The 25,026-nt window shown below is 56.2% G+C and carries 25 protein-coding genes; 20 read left to right on the forward strand and 5 right to left on the reverse strand.

Translation table 11 applies throughout. The features are described from left to right. Positions 1 to 284: 284 nt before the first annotated feature. Together M4951_RS21920 and M4951_RS21925 are read left to right on the forward strand one after the other, a co-directional pair. Positions 285 to 1,304 (forward strand): DUF1559 domain-containing protein, encoded by a 1,020-nt coding sequence (locus tag M4951_RS21920; RefSeq protein ID WP_262023740.1) that lies wholly within the window; start codon positions 285 to 287, stop codon positions 1,302 to 1,304. A gap of 55 nt (positions 1,305 to 1,359) precedes the next feature. Then, complete coding sequence (locus tag M4951_RS21925) at positions 1,360 to 1,803, forward strand: carboxypeptidase-like regulatory domain-containing protein (protein WP_262023741.1); 444 nt, start codon at positions 1,360 to 1,362, stop codon at positions 1,801 to 1,803. 104 nt (positions 1,804 to 1,907) lie between these two features. Here the strand turns inward: M4951_RS21925 and M4951_RS21930 are convergent, their stop codons facing one another. Next, the gene (locus tag M4951_RS21930; RefSeq protein WP_262023742.1) at positions 1,908 to 3,578 is read right to left on the reverse strand and encodes a sigma-70 family RNA polymerase sigma factor; all 1,671 of its coding nucleotides are present in this window, start codon (positions 3,576 to 3,578) and stop codon (positions 1,908 to 1,910) included. A gap of 538 nt (positions 3,579 to 4,116) precedes the next feature. Between M4951_RS21930 and M4951_RS21935 the strand changes: the two genes are divergently transcribed. Next, complete coding sequence (locus M4951_RS21935) at positions 4,117 to 5,526, forward strand: hypothetical protein (RefSeq protein WP_262023743.1); 1,410 nt, start codon at positions 4,117 to 4,119, stop codon at positions 5,524 to 5,526. 5 nt (positions 5,527 to 5,531) lie between these two features. Here the strand turns inward: M4951_RS21935 and M4951_RS21940 are convergent, their stop codons facing one another. Further along, positions 5,532 to 6,098 (reverse strand): hypothetical protein, encoded by a 567-nt coding sequence (locus M4951_RS21940; RefSeq protein ID WP_262023744.1) that lies wholly within the window; start codon positions 6,096 to 6,098, stop codon positions 5,532 to 5,534. Positions 6,099 to 6,845: 747 nt separating this feature from the next. Here M4951_RS21940 and M4951_RS21945 point away from each other — a divergent pair. The 3 genes from M4951_RS21945 (at position 6,846) to M4951_RS21955 (ending at position 10,400) form a co-directional block, all read left to right on the forward strand. Next, the gene (locus tag M4951_RS21945; RefSeq protein ID WP_262023745.1) at positions 6,846 to 8,021 is read left to right on the forward strand and encodes a hypothetical protein; all 1,176 of its coding nucleotides are present in this window, start codon (positions 6,846 to 6,848) and stop codon (positions 8,019 to 8,021) included. A 133-nt stretch (positions 8,022 to 8,154) separates the two neighbouring features. Further along, positions 8,155 to 9,174 (forward strand): ROK family protein, encoded by a 1,020-nt coding sequence (locus M4951_RS21950; RefSeq protein ID WP_262023746.1) that lies wholly within the window; start codon positions 8,155 to 8,157, stop codon positions 9,172 to 9,174. 101 nt (positions 9,175 to 9,275) lie between these two features. Next, positions 9,276 to 10,400, forward strand: coding sequence for a HEAT repeat domain-containing protein (locus M4951_RS21955; RefSeq protein WP_262023747.1), 1,125 nt, complete (start codon positions 9,276 to 9,278; stop codon positions 10,398 to 10,400). Between the two features lie 4 nt (positions 10,401 to 10,404). Here M4951_RS21955 and M4951_RS21960 read toward each other — a convergent pair whose 3' ends face one another. Then, positions 10,405 to 10,836 carry a hypothetical protein gene (locus M4951_RS21960; RefSeq protein ID WP_262023748.1) on the reverse strand — a complete coding sequence of 144 codons (432 nt, stop codon included), beginning with the start codon at positions 10,834 to 10,836 and terminating at the stop codon, positions 10,405 to 10,407. A 201-nt stretch (positions 10,837 to 11,037) separates the two neighbouring features. On the opposite strand from M4951_RS21960, the gene M4951_RS21965 reads away from it, so the two are divergent. From M4951_RS21965 to M4951_RS21990, 6 genes are all read left to right on the forward strand, one after another. After that, positions 11,038 to 11,517, forward strand: coding sequence for a hypothetical protein (locus M4951_RS21965; protein WP_262023749.1), 480 nt, complete (start codon positions 11,038 to 11,040; stop codon positions 11,515 to 11,517). Next, on the forward strand, positions 11,495 to 11,935 hold the full coding sequence (locus M4951_RS21970; protein ID WP_262023750.1) for a hypothetical protein: 441 nt from the start codon (positions 11,495 to 11,497) through the stop codon (positions 11,933 to 11,935). The genes M4951_RS21965 and M4951_RS21970 overlap by 23 nt, the downstream gene beginning before the upstream one ends. A 73-nt stretch (positions 11,936 to 12,008) precedes the next feature. Beyond that, positions 12,009 to 13,049 carry a site-2 protease family protein gene (locus tag M4951_RS21975; protein WP_262023751.1) on the forward strand — a complete coding sequence of 347 codons (1,041 nt, stop codon included), beginning with the start codon at positions 12,009 to 12,011 and terminating at the stop codon, positions 13,047 to 13,049. Positions 13,050 to 13,078: 29 nt separating this feature from the next. Then, the gene (locus M4951_RS21980; RefSeq protein WP_262023752.1) at positions 13,079 to 13,741 is read left to right on the forward strand and encodes a hypothetical protein; all 663 of its coding nucleotides are present in this window, start codon (positions 13,079 to 13,081) and stop codon (positions 13,739 to 13,741) included. 39 nt (positions 13,742 to 13,780) lie between these two features. Then, a complete protein-coding gene (locus tag M4951_RS21985; protein WP_262023753.1) occupies positions 13,781 to 14,632 on the forward strand; it encodes a sugar phosphate isomerase/epimerase family protein in 852 nt (283 codons plus the stop codon). A 19-nt stretch (positions 14,633 to 14,651) separates the two neighbouring features. Next, the gene (locus tag M4951_RS21990) at positions 14,652 to 15,404 is read left to right on the forward strand and encodes an SMC-Scp complex subunit ScpB (protein ID WP_262023754.1); all 753 of its coding nucleotides are present in this window, start codon (positions 14,652 to 14,654) and stop codon (positions 15,402 to 15,404) included. A gap of 156 nt (positions 15,405 to 15,560) precedes the next feature. Here the strand turns inward: M4951_RS21990 and M4951_RS21995 are convergent, their stop codons facing one another. Further along, positions 15,561 to 15,860, reverse strand: a complete 300-nt coding sequence (locus M4951_RS21995) for a type II toxin-antitoxin system RelE/ParE family toxin (RefSeq protein ID WP_262023755.1) — start codon at positions 15,858 to 15,860, stop codon at positions 15,561 to 15,563. Then, on the reverse strand, positions 15,854 to 16,105 hold the full coding sequence (locus tag M4951_RS22000; protein WP_262023756.1) for a type II toxin-antitoxin system ParD family antitoxin: 252 nt from the start codon (positions 16,103 to 16,105) through the stop codon (positions 15,854 to 15,856). Before M4951_RS22000 ends, M4951_RS21995 begins: the two co-directional genes overlap by 7 nt. 217 nt (positions 16,106 to 16,322) lie before the next feature. Between M4951_RS22000 and M4951_RS22005 the strand changes: the two genes are divergently transcribed. The 8 genes from M4951_RS22005 to M4951_RS22040 all read left to right on the forward strand — a co-directional run bounded on the left by M4951_RS22005 (position 16,323) and on the right by M4951_RS22040 (position 24,981). Further along, complete coding sequence (locus M4951_RS22005; RefSeq protein WP_262023757.1) at positions 16,323 to 18,428, forward strand: tetratricopeptide repeat protein; 2,106 nt, start codon at positions 16,323 to 16,325, stop codon at positions 18,426 to 18,428. A 162-nt stretch (positions 18,429 to 18,590) separates the two neighbouring features. Beyond that, entirely contained in the window at positions 18,591 to 19,295 is a 705-nt protein-coding gene (locus tag M4951_RS22010) for a hypothetical protein (protein ID WP_262023758.1), read from the forward strand. 74 nt (positions 19,296 to 19,369) lie between these two features. Continuing rightward, a complete protein-coding gene (locus tag M4951_RS22015; RefSeq protein ID WP_262023759.1) occupies positions 19,370 to 19,969 on the forward strand; it encodes an anthranilate synthase component II in 600 nt (199 codons plus the stop codon). A gap of 8 nt (positions 19,970 to 19,977) precedes the next feature. Further along, positions 19,978 to 21,183 carry a gephyrin-like molybdotransferase Glp gene (glp, locus tag M4951_RS22020; protein ID WP_262023760.1) on the forward strand — a complete coding sequence of 402 codons (1,206 nt, stop codon included), beginning with the start codon at positions 19,978 to 19,980 and terminating at the stop codon, positions 21,181 to 21,183. Between the two features lie 123 nt (positions 21,184 to 21,306). Further along, positions 21,307 to 21,744: an ester cyclase gene (locus M4951_RS22025; RefSeq protein ID WP_262023761.1), complete on the forward strand. Its 438-nt coding sequence runs from the start codon at positions 21,307 to 21,309 to the stop codon at positions 21,742 to 21,744. An 85-nt stretch (positions 21,745 to 21,829) separates the two neighbouring features. Beyond that, entirely contained in the window at positions 21,830 to 23,515 is a 1,686-nt protein-coding gene (gene lnt, locus M4951_RS22030; protein WP_262023762.1) for an apolipoprotein N-acyltransferase, read from the forward strand. 451 nt (positions 23,516 to 23,966) lie between these two features. After that, the gene (locus M4951_RS22035) at positions 23,967 to 24,791 is read left to right on the forward strand and encodes a hypothetical protein (protein WP_262023763.1); all 825 of its coding nucleotides are present in this window, start codon (positions 23,967 to 23,969) and stop codon (positions 24,789 to 24,791) included. Continuing rightward, complete coding sequence (locus M4951_RS22040) at positions 24,769 to 24,981, forward strand: hypothetical protein (RefSeq protein WP_262023764.1); 213 nt, start codon at positions 24,769 to 24,771, stop codon at positions 24,979 to 24,981. The genes M4951_RS22035 and M4951_RS22040 overlap by 23 nt, the downstream gene beginning before the upstream one ends. The last annotated feature ends 45 nt before the right edge of the window (positions 24,982 to 25,026 follow it).

Raw genomic sequence — 25,026 nt, forward strand, 5'->3', positions numbered from 1 at the left:
GGCATATTCACACGAAATCAACGCCGCCCACTAATATTCCTGGCTGGGATTTTATAAAAAATGAAAAATCTCCTTCCTATCAAGATGCCTTCGGCGTTATAGTCACTGATTACGGCCTCATTTTTCTTGGTGACCGCCGAAAAGTGACCATTTTGGGACCATCGCTTCGGCGCCTGTTTTGTTTACATTGCCAATCGGTCTTTTCATTTTTTCCACATGCCGCGATCTCTGTGCGGACAGCGCAAAGCTACCGGCGAAATTCCCTTTTTCTTTGGTAAATCCCGATGAACCTGCGACCCTCAACTCAAAACTCCGGTTTCACTCTCGTCGAATTGCTAGTTGTGATCGCCATTATAGGGGCCTTAATCGCCCTTTTGCTGCCAGCTGTGCAGCAAGCTCGGGAAGCGGCCCGCCGCATGCAGTGCAGCAACAATATGAAGCAGTTGGGGCTGGCGCTTCACAACTTTGAAAGCACCTACAAAGAGCTGCCGATGGGCAACGACACCAACCATAACTGGAAGGTCCGCATTCTACCGTTCGTAGAACAATCCGTGCTCTATGACCAACTCGATACCAGTGGAACCAACCCCAGCGCCTTCGATGGCCGCTCCTTCGTCAACAATCAGGTTCTATACACCGCGAGCGTCCCCGGCCTCGTCTGCCCTTCCAGCCCGCTTCCGGAACGCAATCCGGCGATGACCTCCTCCGGGAGAGCCCCAAACTGGTCGCAAGTCCATGACTACGTCGGCATCTCTGGCGCCTACCCTGATCCGCTGGGACGCTCAAGCGTCTGCACTCCGGAAAACGCCGTGCAGTCGGGCACGTACTGCAACAACGGCACATTTATTAATTTCAAAGGCCGTAGACTCGCCAATCTGATCGATGGCACTTCCAACACCTTTGTCGTGGCCGAACAGTCTGGGCAGGTCGACGGTATCGAGAATAGCGCCAATGCCCTCGGCGGCTGGGCCGGGCTGCGAACCAACACTGTTACCAGCAGCGACGGCAGGAACATGTGGGACAAAGATACGCAAATCAGCAACATCACCTACAGCAGCGGCTATACCCAAGGAACCACCACATTCCGGTACCCCATCAACAGCGCCTGGCTTTCTGGAGCACCCTCTGGAGCCAACAGGTGGACCGATGTAAATACAATCATCAACTCGTACCATCCTGGAGGAATCGAAGTTCTTGCTGGAGATGGCTCGGTGCAGTTTGTCTCAGAAGCAGCCGATATGGAGACGCTTCGCCGAGCGTTCACGGCGGATGACGGACTCGTCATTGAAGCGAATTTCAACTAATCGCGTTCGCATTAGGCAAGCTGAATCGCTTCGTTGTCATTCCCGGAGAATTTCCATGTCGCACCGACTACAAAATCCACTATTGAATTTGCTGACCATCTGTCTGAGCTGTTGCGTGCTCGTGGGCTGCAGCCACCAACCGCGTTCTCATATCGAGCGCACCGACATCTCGGCGACTGTAACAAACGGGGGGAGTCCGCTTGCCGGCGCCCTGATCGACTTCTCCAATCCCGATAGCGGCGAAGCGTACGGCGGAACGCTCGACGCAGAAGGTCGCGTCCGTCTCCTAGGAGTCGCTGTCGGAAACTACAAGATTACCGTGCAGCCGCCCCCAGGCGATCCGCTCTCAGATACGCCAAGCCGAGTTCCCCAGGAGGACATGCAGATCTCGCGGCAATTTCGCGCTTCGCACCTGACGCCGCTACAAGCCTCCGTCAGCGATGAAAAATCGGACTTCGCTTTCGAGCTAAAAGATTTCGACCTATCGAAGAAACGGTAGAGAGGCAAGCACGAAAGGCTTGGCCCAGAAGCAAAAAAAGAACCAGAAGCTCGAAAGCCTCTGGTTCTTGCCTGATGGAAATGTCATTCGCAACGGAGCGAATGTTAGTTCACTTCGGGAATGTCGAGTTTCGCTTCTTGGGCGGCGACTCGCAGTTTGTTGAGCGCTCGGGCCTCGATTTGGCGAATCCGCTCTTTGGTGACGCCCAACTCGGCGCCCACTTCTTTCAACGTTTGCGGTTCGTGATCGTGGTCCAAGCCGTATCGGCGGATGATGATCTTCTGCTCACGTTCATCGAGCCGATTCAAAATCCGCTGAATCTGCCGTTCGCGTTGCTGCTGCATCGCTTCCTGCTCATACTGATCGCTGCGATTATCGACTCGCCCTTGGAACAATTCGTCCAAGCTGGTGCGGAATCGATCACGATGCTTGAACTCGACCGGAATCGTCCGAGCGAAGTTCTTCATGATCGCCCAACTACAGTACGTGCTGAACTTGTTCCCACGCGAGTAGTCGAACTTTTCGACGGCTCGGATGAGCGACATGTTGCCGTCGCTGACCAGTTCAAAGAACTCGTCGGCGGCGCCCAAGTGACGCTTGGCGATCGAGACGACCAGACGCAGGTTCGATTGCACGATCTGGTTTTTCACCTCGACCGCGCTCTCGTACAAGCGTTCAATCTCGTCCATCACGCTCGCTTTGGCCTTGCTGGTTTCGACGCTGTCACGCAACTTCGCCGCCTGATGCTTCAGGTAATTGAACTTACGGAACAGGTGATATTCCTGCTCGCGAGTCAACAGCGGAGCTTCGTATAGCGAGGCCAAGTACGAGGGGAGTCCAGCAGGCGGTCGCGTACGACGTGTCGCCGTTTCGGCCACCGGCAGCGGGCCCAGGATTTCATCCTCCATACTCGCATCGTCAAACACTTCGTTATAAATGCAGTCGAGCGGCAACTCTTCGATGTGGCTCGCCCGAACTTCATTCACGACGCGATAAACGCTGTTCTTCGTCCGATGGTATCGCTCGGCCAAGCGATCGACAGAAGCGCCGTCGCGATACGCTTGGAAGATTCCTTCTTTGGCGTCATCACTGAGCGGGCCGGTCGATCGCGGGAAAACGGCCGTATCGGCATTCTTTTCGTCGTAGTTTTTCAGCGTGTAGCGAATCGTTTCGACGCTGCGGTTCATCCGCGTCGCGATTCGACGAGCGACTTCGGAAGGACCGCCGCCGGCTCTCGCCAGACGTCGAGCACGTTCGATGATCTCGTCTTTTTCGACATCGGTCAGCTGACTGAATTGACGGCCACGTTCGATCCGATCGGCGTTGGTCCGCACGAAACGCTCAACGCTGCTCTTCAAAAAGCCGACTCGCTTGCGACCTTCAAACAAAAATCGACGGCTAACAAGCCCCTGTTGTCGCCAACGTGAGATCGTTTTAGTAGAGACGTTAAACTTGCGACTGAGCTCCTCGACCGTCAAAACTTCTTCTCCCGCCAGTTCGACTGGAACATCGGCCGAATCAGAGAGATCTTCGACGAACAGACGGAGATCGTGCGCCGTCTCTTTTCCTTCCACGGTTCCTTTCGGATTGTCATCCGGGCGGAAGTCGGTAATGCGGAAGTAGAGGTATTCGTAGGGATAGGTCTTTTTCGGATCGATTTCACCGAGCAGGCGTTCTGCCCGATTGGCCTGATCCATCTTTTTATCGCGCGGCGCGAACCGAACTTGTTGGTCGCGAAAACGCCGCATGCTTTCAGATTTGTAGTTCGTATTCACGGTGTCCCTCACTAGGTGAGCTGTGCCAACGGCGATTATCCCTGCGAATAACTCGCACGCGTCGGACTTTAGGGGTGCAGCGTCCTTCCCGGACGCACGTCACTCAAGCACTGGGACTGAAAACCTGCAAAGCAGGGGCCTCTTTCTGTCGAAATGCTTGCCGCCGGCAAAAAGAATCGAAAATTCACCTTGTTTTTATTAGTGAACCCCAAGACTATTCGTCAGCGAATTGTTCATTGGTTTATACGCAGATAGGTGCGAAAAGGTTGCTGAAATGTTCGCCTTTTTTTTCAAGTTCGCGATTGGGATATGGGAATCCCGAGATGAGAGGTGATGAGATAGGAACCGCTAAACGATCGCCTGACTTAACTTTACGTCAAATTTTGGCTTCGTGTTCGTTCGTTATCTCACAACTCCATTTCGGTCAACCGCAGGAACAACCCCAACATCCCTCCCAATCGGCTGGACTTGGACGCCCGATTTTGACGATGCTTCCGAAGAAGCCGTTTTTCTCGCGCGACCACTGGGATCTCGTTACATGAACTTCGATGCACGATTGGCGTTATTCGTTTCGCTTTCCTTTTTCATCCCGGCATTTTCTGCAGCCGCCGAACCAAGTGTTCAGATGAAAGTGAGTCCCGATGCCCAAAACCGTGTCGTCAAAGTAGTTATGGAGGTCGAAGGGACCGTTCGCGTAAATCCCGACGGGACCAAAATTCGCGAATTTCCCATGGCCCTGACCGGCACCCTTCAATATGACGAGCGTATCCTCGGGACAGACTCCCCAATTGCGGCCATCCGCAAGTACGACGAAGCCTGGGCCGACATGAAGTTGAACGGCCAGGATGAGCGGACAACGCTCCCTGCCTCCAAAACGTTGGTCGCCGCCGAACTCGATGGGGGACGCCAAAATCTGTTTTTGACAGAAGGGCACTTTAATCGCGCCGAATGCGATTTGATTAATGTCCAATGCAGCAGTTTGCTAGCAGGGCATTTTCTGCCGAAAGAAAAAGTCAAAGTTGGCGATCAGTGGACGTTCGACAACGATCGCCTGGCCGAACTCTTCCTGCTCGACGCCGTTTCGCAAAACGACATCCAGGCCAAGCTGATCCAGATCACAAAGACCCAAGCCAAGATGGATATCAGCGGCGCCATCGCTGGCGCCGCTGGCGGAGTCGCGACCGATCTATCGATCAAAGCCAAAGTTAATTTCAATCTCGAAAACAACACGGTCGAATGGGTCGCCGCCGCGATTGACGAAAATCGCGCCATCGCCCACAACGCCCCCGGCTTCAAAGTCAAAGCAGTCATCCGGATGTTGTCACAACCGGTCAAAGAGACCGTCGATTCGCTCAGTGACGCCAAACTGGCGAAACTCGACCTGACTCCCAACGCCGGCAAAATGCTACTGGATTACGAGGCGAAAGAAGCCGGGTTCGGACTGCTGCTGGAACGTGACTGGACCATGATGAGCGAAACCGCCAAACAGTCGGTCTTCCGCCTGGTAAAGCAGGGAGATCTGATCGCCCAGTGCAACGTGACCCGCATCAGTGACTTGAAGCCTGGTGAGCAGATGACGCTTGAAGCGTTCCAACAAGAGGTGCAGAAGTCGCTGGGCAAGAACTTCGCCCAGTTCGCCGACGCGTCAGAAGGGCTTTCCTCGAACGGTCTGCGACGCTTGCGGGTAACGGCCAACGGCGTCGCCGAGAGCATGCCGATCGAATGGATCTACTACTTGTTTTCCGATGACTCGGGTCGTCGCTATTCGATCGTCTTCACGCTCGAAACCACTTTGGCGGAGAAGTTCGCCGAGGCGGATCGCAATTTCGCCTCTGGTTTCGAGATGCTCTCGCTTCCTGAACCGAAAGCGACGGCGACGACCGACGCTAGTGAAGAGCCGACCGTTCGCGCCGCTACGGCGCCGGAAACCAGCATCCTAAAGAAGTAACCGCGTTAGGCGGAACTCTTGGGAAGCTTGCGGGGAAACGGCGAAGGTTGATAGGGAGGGAGCGGTTGCCCCGTCTCCTCTTCCCAGCCGTTGCGTTCTTCTTCGCTCGCATAGTAGCGCAGCCAAACGTCCGGATCGTCGTCCGGCGGCGCACAATTGAACGACAGCGAGTGTGACGGCAAGTCGACCATCTTCTCGTACGACGTCAAAATATCCCGCTTCAAAATGCAGTAAAGCTGCCGATCGCTAAGATGATCCGTGAAGTCGAGATAGATCCGCTTGCTAGCTAGAGTCTGGATCGAGCTCCAAAGAAGTTGGTGAATTTGTTCATCCGAAAGCGTATCTGGCGAAGGAAGCTGCAGAGGAGGAGAGAACCACTCCCCCAGCGGCAAAATCGGAGCGCGTTCCCAAGCCAGAATTGCGGTCAGAAATTCGTTCTCGACATGCAACGGAACGCGTCCGTTATCAAGGCACGCGATCGACTCGTCGAAATACGGCTCTAACTCATCGCGCAGCTGCGCGTTGAGAAGCAGTTGGTCGACTTCGTCAGGGTGCGGGCGGCGAATTCTCACAGTGGGCAGGCCTTCATCAAAACAGCCAGGCGAAACTTCATGAATGCTCTTCGAGATGCACGTTCTCCATGACTTTAACAACAACCGATTTTGCTTCAAGATTTCGAGCATGATTACCGGGGCAGATTTCCAGCAGTTCTGCAAACGGAACGTGTGCGATCGTTACAATCCCGACAGCTTTCCCGTTACAACCGTTTTAACCCGGCGAAATTCGGCGTCTGTTCAAAAGATTTTTGCAAGAATAACTGGACTTGCCGGAGCTAGCGGTCGACGCCTGGGCAAGCAGCCGCTGCGCTCCCTGCTTATTTCACAATCTTTTCCAGCTCGGATTCAAAACTTCGCTGCGCGTATTCCGGAAACGACCACTCATCAGCGATGGGATCGACTTGCAGAAAAAACTGCGGCCGCTGCAACTGTCGACAACTTATCCCGAGACACGCGATATTTTCGGCCTTCCGCTTTGCCGGCAGGTCGACTCCGCGGGAATTGCAGAGCTCTCCCACTAGAGGGGAGCCTGCAAGCGCGAATGACGCCGCTAGGCATCTACAGAGGGATGATTCATGAAGACTAGGGACGAAGCGAGCTGATCGCCGCTTGTCGGGAAGCTGTGCGGCGCCTGATTCGAATCCAAGCGTGAGAGCACAATTCGTCAGGCAATTCACAGATCCTGGGTTGGCGATCGCTAGTCTTGCGTCTTACGATAGAACGTAGAGAGATAACCGATCTCGCCCCCAGGCAGCCAACGTTGTGCCCTACGTTCAGCCCACCCATCTAATTCGTCAGTTACATCTCGCCCCAAACCAACTGGTGATGGCGGTCGCCGGCGGCGGCAGCGAGGCGATCAGCCGCCTGCTGCAAGTTCCCGGCGCTTCGCTAACCTTGCTGGAGGCGACCGTTCCCTATTCCAGCGTCGCACTGACCGACCTGCTGAAACGGCCCCCCGAACAATACTGCAGCGAAGCTACGGCTCGCGCAATGGCGGTCAGCGCATTCTTGCGAGCTCGCAAGTTGTGGCAAAAAGCGGCGGCGTCCGGTTTGGCCAGCGGCGAACAGCCTCCTTTGATGGGCGTCGGCTGCACGGCAAGTCTGAAATCGCATCAAGCGAAAAAAGGTCCGCATCGCGTCCATTTGGCGATTCAAACTCCGGAAGCGACCACGGTCGCCAATCTGGTGCTGACCAAAGAAGCTCGCACGCGTGACGAAGAAGAAAAACTGACCGCTGAATTGATCTTGGACCGACTTGCCGCTGCGGCCGGTCTGACCGAGACGCTCCGTCTAAATTTGCTCCCCGGCGAACAGATTGATGAGACGGTCTATCGTGCTCAGCCAAGTTGGCGCGAACTCTTGCAAGGCGATATTCGGGCATGCGTCGGGTCGGGTGAGGCCGGATCTCCGAGTGAGAATTCCGGCGTGGTAATGTCCGGCGCTTTCAATCCGCTGCACGAAGGTCACCTCGAGATGGCGGCAGTCGCCGAACAGATTTTGGGGCGTCCGGTGGAGTATGAAATCTCGATTGAGAACGTCGAAAAGCCGCCGCTCGACTTCGGCGAAATGGCGGAGCGCGTCGAACAATTCGAACCCCCGCAGCGCTGCTGGTTAACGCGAGCGCCTACCTTTGTGGAGAAGTCGAGAATCTTTCCGGAAACGACGTTTGTGGTCGGGGCCGACACGATCGTGCGAATCGCCGACCTGCGTTATTACAACGACTCCGAAAAAAAACGGGATGCCGCGATTCGAGAATTTAACGAGCAAAACTGCCGCTTTCTGGTCTTTCCTCGGCAGGTAAAAGGGGAATTCACGACGCTGGAAGAGATCGAACTTCCCACGCCTTTGCGCAGACTGAGCGATGGTGTCAGTCCAGAGCTGTTTCGGGCCGATATCTCGTCCACCGAGATCCGACGGCGAATGAGCGAACTGGGCTAAGCACTTTTCGCGAATCTCTTTTTGTCGATTGTGACCAGCGGTCCCCTTGCCTATAGTAATTTTGTCCTACCGGACGACCGCTTCGGTCTCAAACGACAAATTCACAACAGCTCATCTGGACAATTTCCTCCCCGTGACGACTCCTCCCTTCTTCTTCGGCGTGGACGTTGGTGGAACCAACATCAAGCTCGGCCTCGTAGACGACGAAGGCCGCACGCTGGCCTATCACAAAATCGCCACCGATGAACCGCATGGTCCCGCCAGCGCGATCCGTCGTGTTGCGATCGAGCTGCGCACGATGCTGGCCGATATTGGTCACACGATGACGGACGTCGCATCGATCGGCTTGGCAATGCCAGGCATGATCGACATCGTCAACGGCAGAACAATGGAGCCGCACAATTTGCCGCATTGGTATCACTTCCCGATTCGTCAAGCTTTAGAAGAAGAGACAGGCGCGACGGTCATTCTGGCCAATGACGCAAACGCGGCCGCGTTCGGCGAGTATTGGCTCGGCTCGGGACGCGAATTCCGTAGCATGGTCCTACTAACGCTCGGCACAGGCGTCGGCGGCGGCATCATCGTCAACGACACGTTGGTCGAAGGGGATCATAGCTTTGGTTCGGAATGCGGCCACATCATCATTGATTTCAACGATGACGCTCGCCCAATCCCTACCGGTCAGCGCGGCCATTTGGAAGCCTACGCCAGCGGCACGGCGATCGTAAAGCGAACGCAAGAAGCGTTGGAGTCGGGCGAGAAGAGTTCTCTGATGGCGCGGATGAACAAAGGCGAAAAACTGACTCCGCTGATGGTTGCCGAAGAAGCCGAACGCGGCGACGAACTTTCGCTATTCATCGTGATGGAAACGGCTCGCTATCTTGGTGTCGGCGTGGTGTCGCTGATGCACACGATTGACCCCGGCGCCGTGGTGCTGGGCGGAGCAGTCAATTTTGGCGGCGCTGACTCGCCGCTAGGCACGATGTTTATCGAACGTGTTCGTGAAGAAGTAAAACGTCGCGCCTTTCCGGTTCCGGCCAAAAAGACGGCGATTCGCTTTACCTCACTCGGTACCGACGCGGGATATCTCGGCGCTAGTGGGCTGGCGCGACAAGCCTATCTGCGCGATCAACAAGCCCCCGTTACTTCGTAGCCAGCGATCGCTTGGGCGGCGATGATTGTGATTGCGTCGCCATGCGCCTACACTAAGCGAATCTCTCCCGATTTGTATCTCTTTTTCGTATGCGCCCCACGATGAGCGATTTCGCCAACTCAAACGAAGACGTCGACGCCAAAAAATTGGAGCCGCCGGAAGGGAAGCAGCCCTTTTCTCCTGACGACGCGTTGCCCGAAGTAAAGCCGCCGACGTCAAAGTTCTTGATGCAGCTATTCATCGCGCCGCTGCTGATCGTTCTAGGAGCGGTCTCGTTCGTATTGATCCCGCAATTTCTCGCCGGCTGGCACGGAGATCCGCGCACTTACGTCGAAGAACTGCAGCGTCCCAGCGATTCCGCCTGGCAATCGGCCTGGAATCTGGCCGAGGCGTTGCACGATCGTCGGAACGAAGAACTGAAAACCGATCCGGCGTTCGCCATGCAGTTGTCGCATCTGCTGGACGAACAATTGGCCGAATCAGGCAAGCTCGACGAGAAGGAAATTTGGCTGCGCAGTTTCCTCTGCCGCGCGATCGGTACGCTCAAGACCCCAGAGGGTCTACCCGCGCTTTTGAAAGCCGCCAATCAAGACGCGACGCCGGAAGATCAACAAGTTCGCTTGGCCGCGGTCGAAGCGCTGGCCGAAGCGATCGACAACCTGGGCGCCAAAGGGCTGCGTGACGATCCTCAGGTCTGGGAGACGTTACAAGCAGCGTCAACGGTGCGCAGCGATTCGTCTCTCCCATTTTCGCAGCGTTATGAAGATCAACTCCGCAGCCGGGCCTGTTTCGCGCTGGGAGTCTTGGGAGGCGATCGCGCCAACAATCGTTTGGATGAACTCACCAGCGACTCCTTCTCCGATGTCCGCTACAACGCGGCGACCGGCTTAGCGCGGCAAGGAGATCTGCGTGCGACGCCGATGCTGCTTGAGATGCTCGATCCCAACAAATTGCCCGCAAAGGAACTTGTTGCGCCGGCCGATATTCTGGACACGATCAGCGCGGACGATTTGCAGATTCGCCAGCGCGTTCAGCAAGCGTCGACCATGAACAACGCCATCCGCGCCATCGTGATTCTGGCGCATGAGAATCCCCAGTTGGATCGCGCCCCGGTGATCCAGCAACTCGACGCACTGCTAAAGACAGAGATCCCGTTGCAACTTCGCGAGGTAGCGAGCGAGGCGAAGATGGTGTTGGAGGAGCCGACCGGCTCTCCGATGAAGTAGTGAATTACTCTTCCAAAAATCGGATGTGGTAGAAGCCGACCGAGTTGATTGCGGGTTCCGTGATCACATCACCAACTCCCGCAGCGATAGCGCCGCGAACCGATTCGAGTTCTGGCTCGTTCAATTGCGAGCGGGTGAATTCGCGAATTTTCAGGATGATCCCATTTCGCACGCGCCGCTGCTTCTGGTCGAACTCCGTCTGAAATTGCTCGACCTGGTATTTCGGCATGATCACATAGGCGTGAAAGTCCAACATGATCGTGCTGTTGGTTTTGTCTTGGGGGATCGTAATATCGAACGACCCCAAATCGAACTCGGCCGGATCAGTCGGTTTCGGCAGATTCTCGACATCACGAAACTGCATCGGCACTTCGCCGCACCCCAGTGCGACCAACAGCCAACAGAATGCGGCGATTATGCTTCCGCTTCGATTCATCGCTTTGCCCAAACCTCTAAAAAAACGCAATGCCTTACTAATGTAGAACGCCGTTTACGCCAGGGCTGACGTTGAAACCGAAACAATCGTTACAACCGCTCTTCTGCGGTAAAAACTATTTCCCATCGCTGAATTGCGATCCATATTTCGGTGTCGACTTTCAAAGCGTCTCTTCTCTCTCATCTCTGCTAAAGAAACGACATGCTGAGCTTTTCGCTACACAATTTGTTATGGCTGATCGGGTGCCTGGCCGCTTTGGCGACGGCGTTCGGCTGTGGATCAAGTAAGCCTGCGCCAACTTCCTTCGAACCTTGGATCGAGGAAAAGGTGAGTTGGGAAGAAATCGAGCTAGGCGAGTTTTCGATCACCGTCTTGGCGGCCGATGATCCGACGCGGATGCCAGACCTGGACGAGTATCAAAACAGCGTCGCAATTCATTTCAACACGCATTGTCTGGTCGATCCCAATGACAAAGACAAAGTGCTTGAGATTTTGGATTCCAAAAAGGGACGGCTTTCGGACGAAGTAATTCGGACCTGCCGAAACGCAAACTTGATTGATCTGGCGGACCCAGAATTGCGGCTCGTCCGAGCCCAACTGCGTGACTTCTCAGATCAGTTAATTGGGCAAAGTTTGATCAAGAGGTTCGTTTTTACCAATGTTACGCTCGAACGCTATTAAACATCTGCTGTTGTTCAGCTGTGCGGCAGGGGCGCTGCTTGCCGGTTGTGCGGCGGAACCGCCGGTCGAAGTGGCTCAGGCCGACCAGCCTGAGGCGCCGCCGGTAGAGATGGCGATCGGCGATTTCAAATTTCGGATGTCTGATCCGACCGCCGGCACGACCACTAAGTTTAACTTCGCGCTGTATGGCCTGGTTCCTGCTGACCAAGTGACCGATGCCCAAGCGGCGATGACCGAACGCGAGCAGCGTCTGCGCGACCGCGTGTTGCGAACGGCCCGTGAAGCGAGCCCCGTTGAACTGGAAGATCCCGATTTGACCATGTTTCGTAAACGGATGTTGCTGGAGGTTAATCGCGAGCTGGGCGAAATGTACTTCCAAGAGCTATTTCTCGACCGTTATTGGGTGAAGACGCGCTAGTTGAGCCCTTCTCCCGGCGGTTTCGTGCTGTCGATCACTCGCCGCCGTCGACGAGTTTGCTAAGATGACAGGGATGACTGACAGCTCCCCCCCTGAACCGACTCAGCGCGAGACGCTCGACTCGTATGACTCAACGCCGACGACGCCGGCAGTTCCGCGCGCGGAAAGTGCGTCTGCGGCCACCCCGCCGCGTCCTGTTCGCCAGCGTCGCGTCTTGCTGCCGATCTTGCTGTTTGTCGCCACGTGTCTCTCTACGTTCTTCGTCGGTTGGACCCGTTGGCAGCCGACGATGTTGCTGGGGGGAATGGTCGACGCCGAATACGATCCGCTCCTTTCCGATCCGCTGGTCGAAGGGATCCGACTTGTGCTGCGACACGTAAGCGTGAGCGACGGCTTGATCTATATGGCTTGTTTGCTGGCGATCTTGTTCGCCCACGAGATGGGACATTTTCTGATGACGGTCCGCTATCGAATTCACGCTAGCTATCCGTACTTCATTCCGATCCCCATTTCGCCGATCGGCACGATGGGCGCCGTGATCGGCATGGACGGTTTGAAAGCGAATCGCCGACAGTTGTTTGACATCGGCCTAGCCGGTCCGCTGGCGGGACTGGTCATCGCGATCCCGGTGCTGTACGTCGGCATCTTGCAAATGGATTTAACCAAAACGGCGCCCTCTCCGTATTCGCTGGATGTCCCGCTGGGGCTGGCTTGGGCGATGGCTTGGTTTCAGGTGCCCGGTTACTCGCTTGGCGATCCGGTCGCTCAGGCGCAGCTGAATCCCTACTTCATGGCAGGCTGGGTCGGGCTGCTGGTCACCGGTTTGAACATGCTGCCGATCAGTCAACTGGATGGAGGCCATGTCGCCTATACGCTGTTTGGCAAATGGTCCTACTTTCTGGCCTGGGGCGTCATCATCGCGGCGGTGACCGCGATGGCGTTGGGCGCTGGTTGGACCTGGATCTTAATGCTGATTCTGGTATTGGTGATTGGACCTGCCCATCCGCCGACCTCGGATGACAGCGTCAAGATCGGCGCCGTTCGCTGGATTGTCGGCTTTACGTCGCTGGTGATCCCGATTCTTTGCTTTCCGCCGCAGGCGATCATCACGTAAAGTCGAGCGTTCGGACTTGTAAGCTGCGCATGAATTATTTCGCACACGGCAGGCTCTTTCTCGATCGGCCTTACTTCTTGGCCGGCACGGCTGTGCCCGATTGGTTGAACGTCGTCGATCGCAAGATGCGCGCCCGATCGAAAGGGGCGTTGCCTCACTGCGACGCAAACGATCCGTGCATGGCGGAAGTCGCCCGCGGCGTCGTTCAGCATCATCATGACGACGATTGGTTCCATCGCACCAAAGCGTTTGGCGAACTCTCCTGGGGTTTCACCGTCTTGATCCGTGATCAAGTGGGCGCCGATGACGGACTTCGTCCCAGTTTTTTGGGGCATATCGTGGTTGAGCTGCTCTTGGACGCCGAACTCGCGCTGCGAAATCCCGGCTTGTTGCCGGCTTATTACGACGCACTTGCGCAGATCGAGCCGACGAAAGTTGAGACGGCCGTCAATCAGATCGCGACCCGCAGCAGCGACCGCTTGGCCTGGTTCATCGAACGATTCCTCGAAGTCCGCTTCTTAGAAGACTATGCCGAGGATGAAAAGCTGACTCTCCGCTTGAATCAGGTCCTTCAGCGCGTCAAACTACCGGCACTACCGAGCGGCTTCGCTCCGCTGTTGCCGACGATGCGATCGGCCGTCGCAGAGCGTTTTGATGATTTACTTTGCCCCGAAGCTGACTCTTCCCATTAGATCCGCCCCCTTTGCCTTGATAAGTTTTGGAGAACACCCATGAAGTTCGGCATGAACCTGTTGCTGTGGTCCGGCGATCCCGATGAGAGTCTCTTGCCGGTGATCGAAAATCTGAAAGAAATGGGCTACGACGGCGTAGAAATTCCGCTCTTCAATCTCGATGTCGACAAGTGGGGCAAGTATGGCGAAAAAATCAAAGATCTCGGTCTCGGCTGCACCGCGGTCACCGTCCGCAACGAAGGGGATAACCCGATCAGCGCTGACGCCAAAGTGCGCGCCGAAGGAGTTCGCTTGAACAAGCAGACGCTCGATTGCTGCCAGGCGCTTGGCGCCGAGACGCTGGTTGGCCCTTATCATTCGGCGATCGGTCTGTTCAGCGGTAATGGTCCGACCGCCGACGAGTGGAAATGGGGCGTCGATTCGATGCGTCAAGTCGCCGAGCATGCCGGCCAGGTGAACGTGATGCTGGGCGTCGAAGCGCTCAACCGCTTTGAGTGCTATCTGCTCAACACGCATGCTGATTCGGCACGCTTCGCTCGGGAAGTGAATCATCCCAACTGCCGAGCGATGTACGACACGTTCCACTCGAACATCGAAGAAAAGTGTATCGCTCAAGCGATTCGCGATTGCAGCGACGTGCTGGCCCATGTCCATATCTCGGAAAATGATCGCAGCACCCCCGGCACGGGGCACGTCCACTGGGATACGAACTTTGACGCGTTGAAAGAAGTCGGTTACGACGGCTGGATGGTGGTTGAAGCGTTTGGTCTCGCCTTGCCGGAAATTGCCGCAGCGACGAAGATCTGGCGCAAGATGTTCTCGACCGAGCTTGACCTGGCTCGTGACAGTCTGGCCTTTATGAAGAGCGAAGTCGCGAAGCGTTGGAACTAAACGCCGCAAGAAGTCGCCTATGAGCAACCAGTCGGAATCTGATGACGAGCCGTTCGGCGACGACCTGGACGAAGGGTTGTCGCTGGAGAAACTGAGCGCCGCCTTCGCCGCTGCGATGGGGGGAGACGAACCGTACGCCGACAGCGAGGAAGAAGAAACTTCGCAACCGGCGGTCGAAGAAGAGTCGTCTGAAGACGCGGTCGCTCGGGTTTTGGCGACCGAAGATGAACCGGACGATTGCGAACTTTCCCCCCGGACCATCCTTGAGTCGATGCTTTTTGTCGGCAGTCCCGATAACGCTCCGCTATCCGCCGAACGGGGATCTGCACGGATGCGGGGAGTCGCTGTCGATGAGATCGCCGACCTGGTCGAAGAGCTCAATCAGGCTTACCAAGAGGAAGGCTGTCCTTACGAGATCGTCGCCTCAGGGGGCGGTTTCCGCATGAAGCTGCGCGACGAGTTCACTCGTCTGCGCGAAAAGTTCTACGGCAAAGTTCGCGAAGCGAAACTCTCACAACCGGCGGTCGACGTGCTGGCGCTGGTCGCCTACAACCAAAATATCACCCGCGAAAAAGTCGACAAGATGCGGGGTAAACCGAGTGGACCGTTGCTCAATCAACTGGTCCGACGTGAACTGCTGAAGCTGGAAAGAACCGGCAAAGGGAAAGCAAAGCAGAAGACCTACGCGACGACCGAGCGTTTTCTCGAGATGTTTCAACTCAGCACGCTCGACGACCTGCCGCAGCCGCAAGGCTTGGACCTAGAAGATTAGAGCGTTTTCCCCGAAGGCTGTCGCGTCTTCAGCGTCGGCAAGGCAAGCTGGCCAAGGCGACCGAAGCAGGCGAATCCTAAGATTCGTCGATGCAGGTCAACGCAGACCATCGCAACCGCAACCAGCTGAAACGCTACAGACGGAGAGGGAACCGCTCTAGTCCAGCGAGAGGGTCGCGTCTTGATCGCGGGCTCCATGCAGGACGCGTAAAACAATGAGCTTTTGCTCCGTCGAACGATAGTAGATTGCGTAGTTCGCATAGCAAAAACGACGATATCGATATCTTGAAATCTTGGGGATTTGCTCACCCATTTCTTCGTTACCAGCGAGAGCGACAAATCTCTCGTGAATTCCTTGCAGCACACGATCTGCCGCGTTCATGCTTTCGTTCGCTATATAAACCCAAATCTCGTTCAGGTCGAACTCAGCGTCTGGCGTGAGAACGATGTCTAGCATTCGCCGTTCGACTGCCTAGCATGCAAAGCATCTCGTCCCGCCTGTTTAATTTTCTCCATATCAAACGGGATATGCTCGCCTCGTTCATCCTGAGCGATTGCAGTCGCCAATCGCTCAAACTCCACTTGTCGATCACGAAGCAAACCAAGCGCCGCTTCGACGACCTTGTCGGTTGACTCATAGGCGCCGCTGGCGACCTGCGCTTCGGCGAATTTCTGTTGCGCTGGCGTTAGTTGATAGGACAATGATCACTCCTCAGGTCGATATCCGCTATTTCCGCAATTCTAACTTCCCCTGCAACGCGATCCAAGCTTTCGCTGCAAATGCTAGCACAGCGGTGAATTGATCTTGGCGGATGCAGGGGACTAGGTATACTCCGCGCCCCCTTATTTATCGCCCGGCGGTCGCGTGCGCCAGCCGTTGCGGGCGAATTGACCAAGTTGCATTAGAGGACAGTTTGACATGTCCACGGCGAAAACCCGCCTTGTCGGTTTTATTTGTTTCGTGATTGCATTGACGTTTTTCTCGTTGCCGCTCCGCAGCGAAGAAGCTGCGTCAGGTGCTGCGCCGGCAAATACAAAGCAAGATGATATTGCGCCAACTCCGACTCCCAGTTCGTTCAATTCGCCAAGTCGTTTGCCGCAACCGCCTACGAGCGGCGAATCGGTGCTGCGCATCAAGACGCCGTTGACGAAATATCCTGATACCAAGAAAAAACCATCGCAAAATGATGGCCCGCTGAAGATCTCGCGTATTCTCGACGGCAATGACATGAAGCCGAAAGCGAAGCCGCCAGAACCGGCGCCGCGAGTCGAGCCGAAACCGGTCACTCCTGTCCAACCTGCGTCGGCGATGCCCAAGGCAAAACCGGTTGCGTCCGCCAAGCCAAGCGACGACATCCATTTGCTGGTCGCCGGCAAGACCCAACGAAGCCAATTGGTTGAATTATGGGGCGAGCCTGCAAGTCAATCGATTGTCGACGGACGCACGCTGCTCGTTTTTAACACGGCTGGTTTTGAACGCGCCGAGGCGACCTTCCAAAACGACACGCTTGAAACGCTCTTTCTAGTTTTAAAGCAACCGTCGCCAGCCGACCAGGTTCGCCAACAATTGAAAATCGTCGAAAGCGAAGGGGCGAAAGTCCATGACGAATTCGGCGTGCTGTTGGGATTGGTCTACCCGGAACGGGGCGCATTGTTCAGCTATGCTCCGCAAGAGCGACAGTTTCTGGTCGAAAGCGTCGTCATCCAACGACCGACTGCCGAAGCTTTTCTGATTCGTGCCAAGGGTTATCAGGCCGATCGAATCGAAGCGAAGCTGGCCGACTTGAACACCGCCGTCAAGCTGGAATCCTTTAATGCCGCCGCCTGGCACGAGATCGCGATTCTCCAACGCCGGCTGGGACAAATGCCTGACGCGCTGTCGGCTGCACAGACCGCCGCGACCGGCGTTGGCGCCAAACCCGAATATCGCCTGACGCGAGCCTTGATTCAGGCCGAAATGGGCCAGTATGACGATGCGTTGAATGTGACCAAAGCAATCGCCGAGAATGTCGCGCTGCCCAAAGAAGTTCGTGCTCGAGCCTATTGCCAATGGGGTGATTTGGTCGCACGCGGGCCGAGTGAAGACGTCCGCTCAGCGCTAGCTCATCATCAGTTGTCGATCAAACTGGCGGCGGAAGAAATTCGAAATCCGCTCGACGAAGTGCGTCGCGCCGCCAAACTGATTCTAGTCGACGCTCACCTGGCGGTCGCGACAGATCTGGCGGCCGGACAATGGCAAAATCGTGAATTAACCGTTCCCAAATGGGTCGACAGCACCGACGCCTTCGTAGCGAACCTAATCGACAAAGAAGGCTTCTCGCGTGAATTGGAACTTGCTCGCTTGCAGAAAGCGATCGCCGCCTACAACTATTTTGAATCCGAATTCGACACCACCGAATCGGTCGACGCCATCCTAAGCGTCGGGCGTCAGCTGTTGTCGCAGACCAGCGATCCCTCATATCAGACAGTGATCGAGTGGGAAATGAGTCAGGCGTTGATTCAAGCGGCGACGATTGAACAAAATCGAGGTGAGTTTGACGACGCAATGCGGATCGCACGCGAGACCGCAGCGCTGCTAGAGCATGCTACGCAGACGCGGCAACTGTCGATTTCAGACCGGATGACGCTCGGCAATTTCTACTTTCGCGTCGGCGCCGCTCAGGTCGTCAGCAAAGGGGATCATGACGAAGCGATCCGCTGGTATGCCGACGCCGAAAAGCAATTCAAGCATTCCGATATCAAAAATGTCGCCTTTGGACAGCGCGGCGAAGCGCTGGCCAGCATGGCGGTTTCATACTGGGAAACAGGGCGCCATCAGCAGGGCTTGGATCTAACCGAGCAAGGGGCGAATCTCCTTAAACAGGGAGTCGACGCTGGTGAAAACCAGCTGGATTCGCTGATCGCACCTTACGCAAATCTGGTGACGATGTACGAAAGCCAAGGAAACGCGACCAAGCAAGCCGAGTACGCCGGCAAGCTGGCGAAGCTCCCTCAACCGGCCTCCGAATCGACCCCACGACGATAACGCCCAATTGGGCGTTCGGTTGCGATGCCGAAAAACTACTTCCTGCCGCTCCGGTGATGCCGTATCATGGACGAGCAGTTCGCCTCGGCGGACTGGTAAATTGCACCCTCGTCATCGTTGTTACACACCCTATCTCCATGGAATGAAGGTCCCGCTTCCGCCATGGTCTTTGAGCACATCGAAAAACTAAAACGCGAATACACCGACAAGTACGTCGTTGTCGATCATGATCGCCCTGAGCTAAAACGTTTCGCCGAAATGACCGGCGTCGTTCGGACGGTGAACATGAGCGGGCGAGCACTTGTCGAATTCGACGGCATAAACAACATCGGTTGGTACGACATCAATGTCGATTTCCTGAAGGTCGTCGATAAACCGATTCCCAAGCCGGTTGCGGAGAAAAAACCGGCCGCCAAAAAACCGCCGGCGTCCGGCTCAGCCGCCAAGCCGGCGGCAAGTGCGGCCGATATTCTGGCCGCCGCGCGAGCCAAAAAAGGGGACGCTCCCGCCACGCCGGAAGCGAAGAAACCTGCTCCCGGCGCGAATACGGCCGACATCTTAGCTGCCGCCCGCGCCAAAAAAGCGGCGCCCAACACGGCCGACATTTTGGCCGCAGCACGCGGGAAAAAGCAAGAAAGCAGCGAACCTGCCGCACCAAAATCATCTCCTGCACCGGTGAGCACCGCCGATATTTTGGCCGCCGCCCGAGCGAAAAAAGCGGCTTCGGCAGAACCCGGGGAAGCCCCCATTGCGGAAGTCGTGCAGTCGACGCAGGAGCCTGCGGCCCAAGCAGAGAAACCGTCAGCGGGCCCATTGCCGACAGCGACAGCCGAAATCCTTGCTTTCTGCCGCGAGCGCGACGCATAGTCGGTTACCGCCAATTGGCGTAAAATGGCGGGCGGCTCTTCGCAGATTTTTCCGCCTTAACGACCGACGCGCCCATGATCTTGCTGATCGATAATTACGACTCGTTCACCTACAACCTGGTTCAGCGACTGGGGGAAATTAATCCCGGTCTTGATCTGCGCGTCGTCCGCAACGACAAAATCACCCTCGACGAAATCGAAGAATTGGCGCCAAGCCATTTGATCGTTTCGCCCGGTCCTTGCACGCCGAACGAAGCGGGAATCTCGGTCGAATCGATCCAGCGATTCGCCGGCAAACTGCCGATCTTGGGCGTCTGCTTGGGGCATCAATCAATGGGACAAGCCTTTGGCGGCGTCATCGTCCGCGCCGAACGTCTGATGCACGGCAAGACCGACGAGATCCATCATGACGACAAAGGGCTCTTCGCCGGCATGCCCAATCCATTTATCGCGACGCGCTATCACAGTCTGGTGATTCGCCCTGACACGCTGCCGGAAGAATTTGAAGTCTCGGCATGGAGCATTCTCCCCAACGGCGAGCGCGAGATCATGGGGATTCGCCATCGCGACTGGCCTCTGGAAGGTCTGCAATTTCATCCAGAGAGCTTTTTAAGCGAAACCGGTACCGATATGCTCGCGAGGTTTCTGCAGATGACCTCTTCGCAAGCGGCCTAAGGGATACAATGATCTCGATCACCGAAGCGCTTGATCTGATTGATCAACACGCCTCCAAGTCGCCAGCTCGGCAGGTCGCCGCGCTCAACGCAATCGGCTGTTTGTTGGCGGAAGATGTCGCCAGCGATATCGACTCTCCTCCCCACGACAAAGCAATGATGGATGGGTACGCCGTCCGAGCCGTCGATCTGGCAAGCGGCGCCGCCGAACTCGATGTCATTGAAGTGATCACCGCCGGCAGCGTGCCAACTAAGAAAATCGCCGCTTCTCAAGCGGCGCAGATCATGACCGGAGCGCCGATTCCCGCTGGCGCCGACGCGGTTGTGATGATTGAGCAAACGCAAATCATCGGCGAAGCACGCGTGCGGATCGAAGCGTCTCAAGTCACGTCGGGCAAAAACATCATGCCTAAAGCAAGTTCACTCGCACGGGGAGCGACCGTTCTGTCAGCCGGCAAACGCTTGCGTCCGCTGGAAGTGGGCATCTTGGCCGAAGTGGGACGCGATCATATTTTGGTCGTTCCCCAGCCGCGCGTCGCTGTTCTTTCGACAGGGGACGAGTTGGTGGAAGTCGGAGAAATGCCTGGTCCGGGACGCATTCGAAACAGCAACGGGCCTATGTTGGCCGCGCAGATTGCCGCCGCCGGGGGCACTCCTGAAAATCTGGGAATTGCACGAGACGTACGCGAAGAACTGACCGAGAAGATTGCCCGCGGTTTGGAAGCCGACATTCTGGTGCTTTCGGGCGGCGTTTCGGCCGGCGTGCTGGATCTAGTTCCGTCAGTCTTGGCTAAGCATCAGGTCGTCCAGATCTTCCACAAGGTGCAACTCAAGCCGGGCAAGCCGATCTGGTTCGGCAAGCGCACGAGCCTAAACAAGACGACGCTAGTCTTTGGATTGCCCGGCAATCCGGTCAGTAGCTTGGTCTGTTTTGAACTGTTTGTTCGCCGTGCGATCGGCCTGCTGGCAGGTCGAACCGAGAACGAACTTCGCAGCGCCGAGGTGGAACTTGCCGAGCCCTTCTTCCACCGAGGCGATCGTCCGACGCTCTTCCCGGCGCGATGGGTCAACGCTGCGCAGCGGACCGCGGCGCCGCTTCCTTGGAAAGGTTCGGCCGATCTCGCCGCGATGGCGGCCGCCGACCTACTGCTCCAATTTCCGGCAGGGGACGCCGAATTCCTCGCTGGGGATCGGATCTCAGGATTAGTTTTGTAGCAGATACCCCTGAAGACAGGTGCCGCCAAGCTAATGTGGTGGTACGATTGGCAATGCTTGGCAATAAAAGGCGATTTCCGGGCAAAGCATGCAGAAAACGGGACTTCAGTGGGGCAAGAGCACATGGAAAATCTCAAGGCGCTAGCACAACAATGGTTTGAAGAAGTTTGGAACCAGCGCCGCGATGACGCAATTTTTGAGTTGACCGCAGAGAATGCGATCGCCCACCTGGAATCCGGCGTCGACATCAATAGCGCCGCCATCTTTAAATCGTTCCGCGATAACCTTCTCGCCGCATTACCAGACATGAAACTTCAGGTGGAGGACGTCATCGCCGAAGGCGACTCCGCCGTCGTTCGCTGGAGTTTTATCGGCAATCATCGCGGCGATGGGTTTGGCTTCAAACCAACGGGACGAGAGATCCAAGCTCGCGGGCTCACTTGGTTTCGTTTCGCTGATGGGAAGGTCATTGAGGCCTGGGACAGCTGGAATCAAAGCTCTATGTTTCAGCAAATGATCGGTGACAACCCGGCGTCGAACTCCGCATTTCGAGCCACGTAATGAGAATCCGACATAGCGAGTAGGCGGCCCAGGCCCTATCTTATCTCACTGCTGCTGCTTGCTTCCTTCCGACGATGGCCGCCCTGTGAACGATTCTTTATCTTCAAGCGACAATCCAACTTTGCCGCTGATGTCGCTGCGCTGCGTCGCAGGTTGGAGCTTGTTTAGCGCAATCACGCTGTATTTCGCTTTTCCGCCTGCGGGACTTTGGCCGCTCGCCTGGATCGCGCCGTTGGGCTGGCTGGCGATCGTGCGAGTCGAACGCCTACCACGACGCGCTTATGCGGCGATTTATCTCTCTGGAGCCCTCTTTTGGCTCGCGCTGCTGTATGGAGTTGGCAATTCGCATTGGGCGACACGCCTGTTTGGCTGGCCGACGCTTTGCGGTTATCTGGCGGTCTATACGCCGCTGTTTGTGGCGACTTGTCGAACAGCAGTCCAGCGCTGCAAGATCCCGCTGACGATTGCTGCGCCGGTCTGTTGGGTAGGTTGGGAGTTTGTTCGCGCTCACTTCGCGACCGGCTTTGCTGTCGGACTAATCGGTCATACCCAAGCGGCGCAACTGCCGCTGATTCAGATTTCCAACTTAGTGGGAGCATACGGGGTTAGCTTCGTTGTCGTGCTGTGGGCGGCGGCGATTGTTGACGCGGGACTGATCGACCGTTGGATACGCCCACAACCGGCGGCCCCGACTCTCTCTTTTCGACTCACGGCATTCACCACGGCAACCATTCTGCTACTCGCGACGCTCGCCTATGGTTGGCGACAACTTGCGACTACAGAAGCCGGCGTCAACGAAACGCTGACGGCGGCGCTGGTGCAAGGTTCCATCGATACGTCGTTTGATGATCCAACTCAGCCGCAGCGAACCTTCGAGCAATACGTCCAACTTACCGATGAGGCGACGCGCGACCGGGATGATCTCGATCTGATCCTGTGGCCCGAGACGACCATGGGAAACAACGCGCTAATCGAGGTCGACGGCGAACTCTCGGTTCCAGCGGACGCGACGATAACGGCCGAAAGGTATCGCGAACTGCTGCTCCGCTACCGTGATGAATATTTGCTGCTCGTTGACGAGTTGGCCAATCGCCGTTGGAAAACTCCGTTGCTGCTGGGGACCTCGACGCTTCGTTATGGTCAGCATGGCACGCAAATCTTTAACTCGGCCCTCTACATACCGCTGGATCAGGCTCCCCAACTGCGCTATGACAAGACGCATCCGGTGATGTTTGGCGAGTATGTCCCGCTGGGAGACGTCTTTCCTTGGATATACAAAATGACGCCGATGGGCGGAGGCTTAACGCCTGGTGCTGGACCGGTGGCGATCGATGTCGGCGAGCGGGTTCGATTGATTCCGTGCATCTGTTTTGAGAACACCGTGCCGCATTTGGTTCGGCGACATGCGGCGGCAGCGGCCGATCCGACCAAGACCGAGATTTTGGTGACGTTAACCAACGACGGCTGGTTTTGGGGGTCGAGCGTGTTGGACCTACATCTGCTCTGCGCCCAGTTTCGCTCGGCCGAACTGCGAAAACCGATGCTGATCGCCGCGAATACCGGATTTTCAGCTTCAATCGATCGTAACGGTCGCCCGCTAGCGATCGGGCCGCGTCAAAAAACGAAAGTGCTGATCGTCGACATTCCCCTTGATACGGCTCCGCCAACCATCTACCAGCGTTATGGCGATCTGTTTGCCGGAACTTGCGGTGCTCTGACGTTGCTGCTGCTGGGGCTTGGATTCATCAGCCGTTGGCGTCGCAAGAACTAAAAACAGTCCTTTTGGCGGGTCCGGGATACGGTAATCGGCCGTTGAAGGCCGGTAGATTCGGCATGATCCAGCGACATGCCGCAGTTGGGCTGGGGAACGCCGGGAATGCACGACCGCAAGGTGAGTTGTAATCTATAGTTATCACGAAATCAGAACAGTTTTTTCCCCGGATGGGGGCGAAATCCGGGTTTCAGCGTTGATCGAAGCAAAGATCAGCGCCGATTTTGTTGACACTTGCGAACGGCCACAATTATACTGGGCTTGCAACTTGCGTAATCTCCCCAACTTCCGCATTGCTGATCCTCGTCTGGTGCACGCCTCTGCGGCGATTGCGGTAGAGCGTCAGGCAAGCTTTTCGGTCGTTGTTCCCTTCCACTTTTCGTAGCGCCTGCGGCGCGTCCCGAAGCGTCCTTTTTCGGGTTTGGCGTGAGCCACAAAGGAGTCGAATTCGATGAACCTCATCGGCAAGATCTTCACGGTCCTCATCTTTGTGATGAGTCTCGTGTTCATGGCGTTCTCAGTCGCCGTGTACGCCACGCACAAGAACTGGAAGGACGAAGCGAAAACGCTGACTACTACAAATCAAACCCTTTCGTCCAAGCGGACCGAGTTGGAACAGCAGTTGGGCGAAACGAAACAAATGCTTGAACAAGAACGGGCAGCGCGTCGCTATGCGTTAGCCGCGTTGGAAGTTCGCAGCTCGCAGCAAGAGCGTCAGCTAGCGACCCAGCAAGCGTCGCTTGATCAAAAGGTGAAAGAACTGGACCAGAAGAGCGCCGCGCTCGATCAGGCCAGCAAAGTCGCGATCGCCGCCGAAACGCGAAATACCGAGTTGGAAAACAAGCTGCAAACCGCCCAGCAAAATCGTGACGCGATGTTCGCCAATGTCGTCACGACCAGCGATCGCGTGCAAACGTTGCAAACCAACGAAGAACGTTTGAAAGAGCGTGAAGGCCAGTTGGCCCAGCAAACCGCTCGTCAACGTCGCGTTCTCAACGCGAACGGACTGACCGAGTTCACCAACGTCGACGGCGTGCCGCCGAAGTTGGATGGACGCGTGACCGCGATCGGCGCCAACAACTTTGTCGAAGTTTCGCTCGGCAAAGATGATGGTTTGAGTATCGGCAATACGCTCGACATTTTCCGCGGCGACCAGTATCTCGGACGGGTTATTATTCGCAAAGTGAGCCCCGATCGTTCGGTTGGTGAAATCCAACGCGAGTATCGCAAGGGCGAGATTAAGAAGGGTGATTATGTCTCCACAAAGCTCGGGTAATCCCCCCAAACAAAAGCTGAACATCTATTCGATGCTGCTGATCCTGTCGTTCATCGCTTTGCTGATCGGCGCGATTCTGATGTACCTTGAACTGAACCAGTTCGGCACTTTCCCGCAATGGAAGGTTTCGCAAGCTTCGCCCGCTACGGCGATCGCATTGCCCGCGGCGGCGCCGTCGGCCATCGGCTAGTTTGGCGCTGGCGCTGGTCGCCAAATTTCGTAAGCTATCACGGCT

It is taken from the genome of Blastopirellula sp. J2-11, assembly GCF_024584705.1.
Classification (GTDB): Bacteria; Planctomycetota; Planctomycetia; order Pirellulales; family Pirellulaceae; genus Blastopirellula.

Coding starts and splice junctions, on each gene's coding strand:
- M4951_RS21920 (WP_262023740.1), top strand. CDS start 285: ATGAACCTGCGACCCTCAACTCAAAACTCCGGTTTCACTCTCGTCGAA.
- M4951_RS21925 (WP_262023741.1), top strand. CDS start 1,360: ATGTCGCACCGACTACAAAATCCACTATTGAATTTGCTGACCATCTGT.
- M4951_RS21935 (WP_262023743.1), top strand. CDS start 4,117: ATGAACTTCGATGCACGATTGGCGTTATTCGTTTCGCTTTCCTTTTTC.
- M4951_RS21955 (WP_262023747.1), top strand. CDS start 9,276: ATGAGCGATTTCGCCAACTCAAACGAAGACGTCGACGCCAAAAAATTG.
- M4951_RS21960 (WP_262023748.1), bottom strand. CDS start 10,836: ATGAATCGAAGCGGAAGCATAATCGCCGCATTCTGTTGGCTGTTGGTC.
- M4951_RS21965 (WP_262023749.1), top strand. CDS start 11,038: ATGCTGAGCTTTTCGCTACACAATTTGTTATGGCTGATCGGGTGCCTG.
- M4951_RS21970 (WP_262023750.1), top strand. CDS start 11,495: ATGTTACGCTCGAACGCTATTAAACATCTGCTGTTGTTCAGCTGTGCG.
- M4951_RS21975 (WP_262023751.1), top strand. CDS start 12,009: ATGACTGACAGCTCCCCCCCTGAACCGACTCAGCGCGAGACGCTCGAC.
- M4951_RS21980 (WP_262023752.1), top strand. CDS start 13,079: ATGAATTATTTCGCACACGGCAGGCTCTTTCTCGATCGGCCTTACTTC.
- M4951_RS21985 (WP_262023753.1), top strand. CDS start 13,781: ATGAAGTTCGGCATGAACCTGTTGCTGTGGTCCGGCGATCCCGATGAG.
- M4951_RS21990 (WP_262023754.1), top strand. CDS start 14,652: ATGAGCAACCAGTCGGAATCTGATGACGAGCCGTTCGGCGACGACCTG.
- M4951_RS21995 (WP_262023755.1), bottom strand. CDS start 15,860: ATGCTAGACATCGTTCTCACGCCAGACGCTGAGTTCGACCTGAACGAG.
- M4951_RS22005 (WP_262023757.1), top strand. CDS start 16,323: ATGTCCACGGCGAAAACCCGCCTTGTCGGTTTTATTTGTTTCGTGATT.
- M4951_RS22010 (WP_262023758.1), top strand. CDS start 18,591: ATGGTCTTTGAGCACATCGAAAAACTAAAACGCGAATACACCGACAAG.
- M4951_RS22015 (WP_262023759.1), top strand. CDS start 19,370: ATGATCTTGCTGATCGATAATTACGACTCGTTCACCTACAACCTGGTT.
- glp (WP_262023760.1), top strand. CDS start 19,978: ATGATCTCGATCACCGAAGCGCTTGATCTGATTGATCAACACGCCTCC.
- M4951_RS22025 (WP_262023761.1), top strand. CDS start 21,307: ATGGAAAATCTCAAGGCGCTAGCACAACAATGGTTTGAAGAAGTTTGG.
- M4951_RS22035 (WP_262023763.1), top strand. CDS start 23,967: ATGAACCTCATCGGCAAGATCTTCACGGTCCTCATCTTTGTGATGAGT.
- M4951_RS22040 (WP_262023764.1), top strand. CDS start 24,769: ATGTCTCCACAAAGCTCGGGTAATCCCCCCAAACAAAAGCTGAACATC.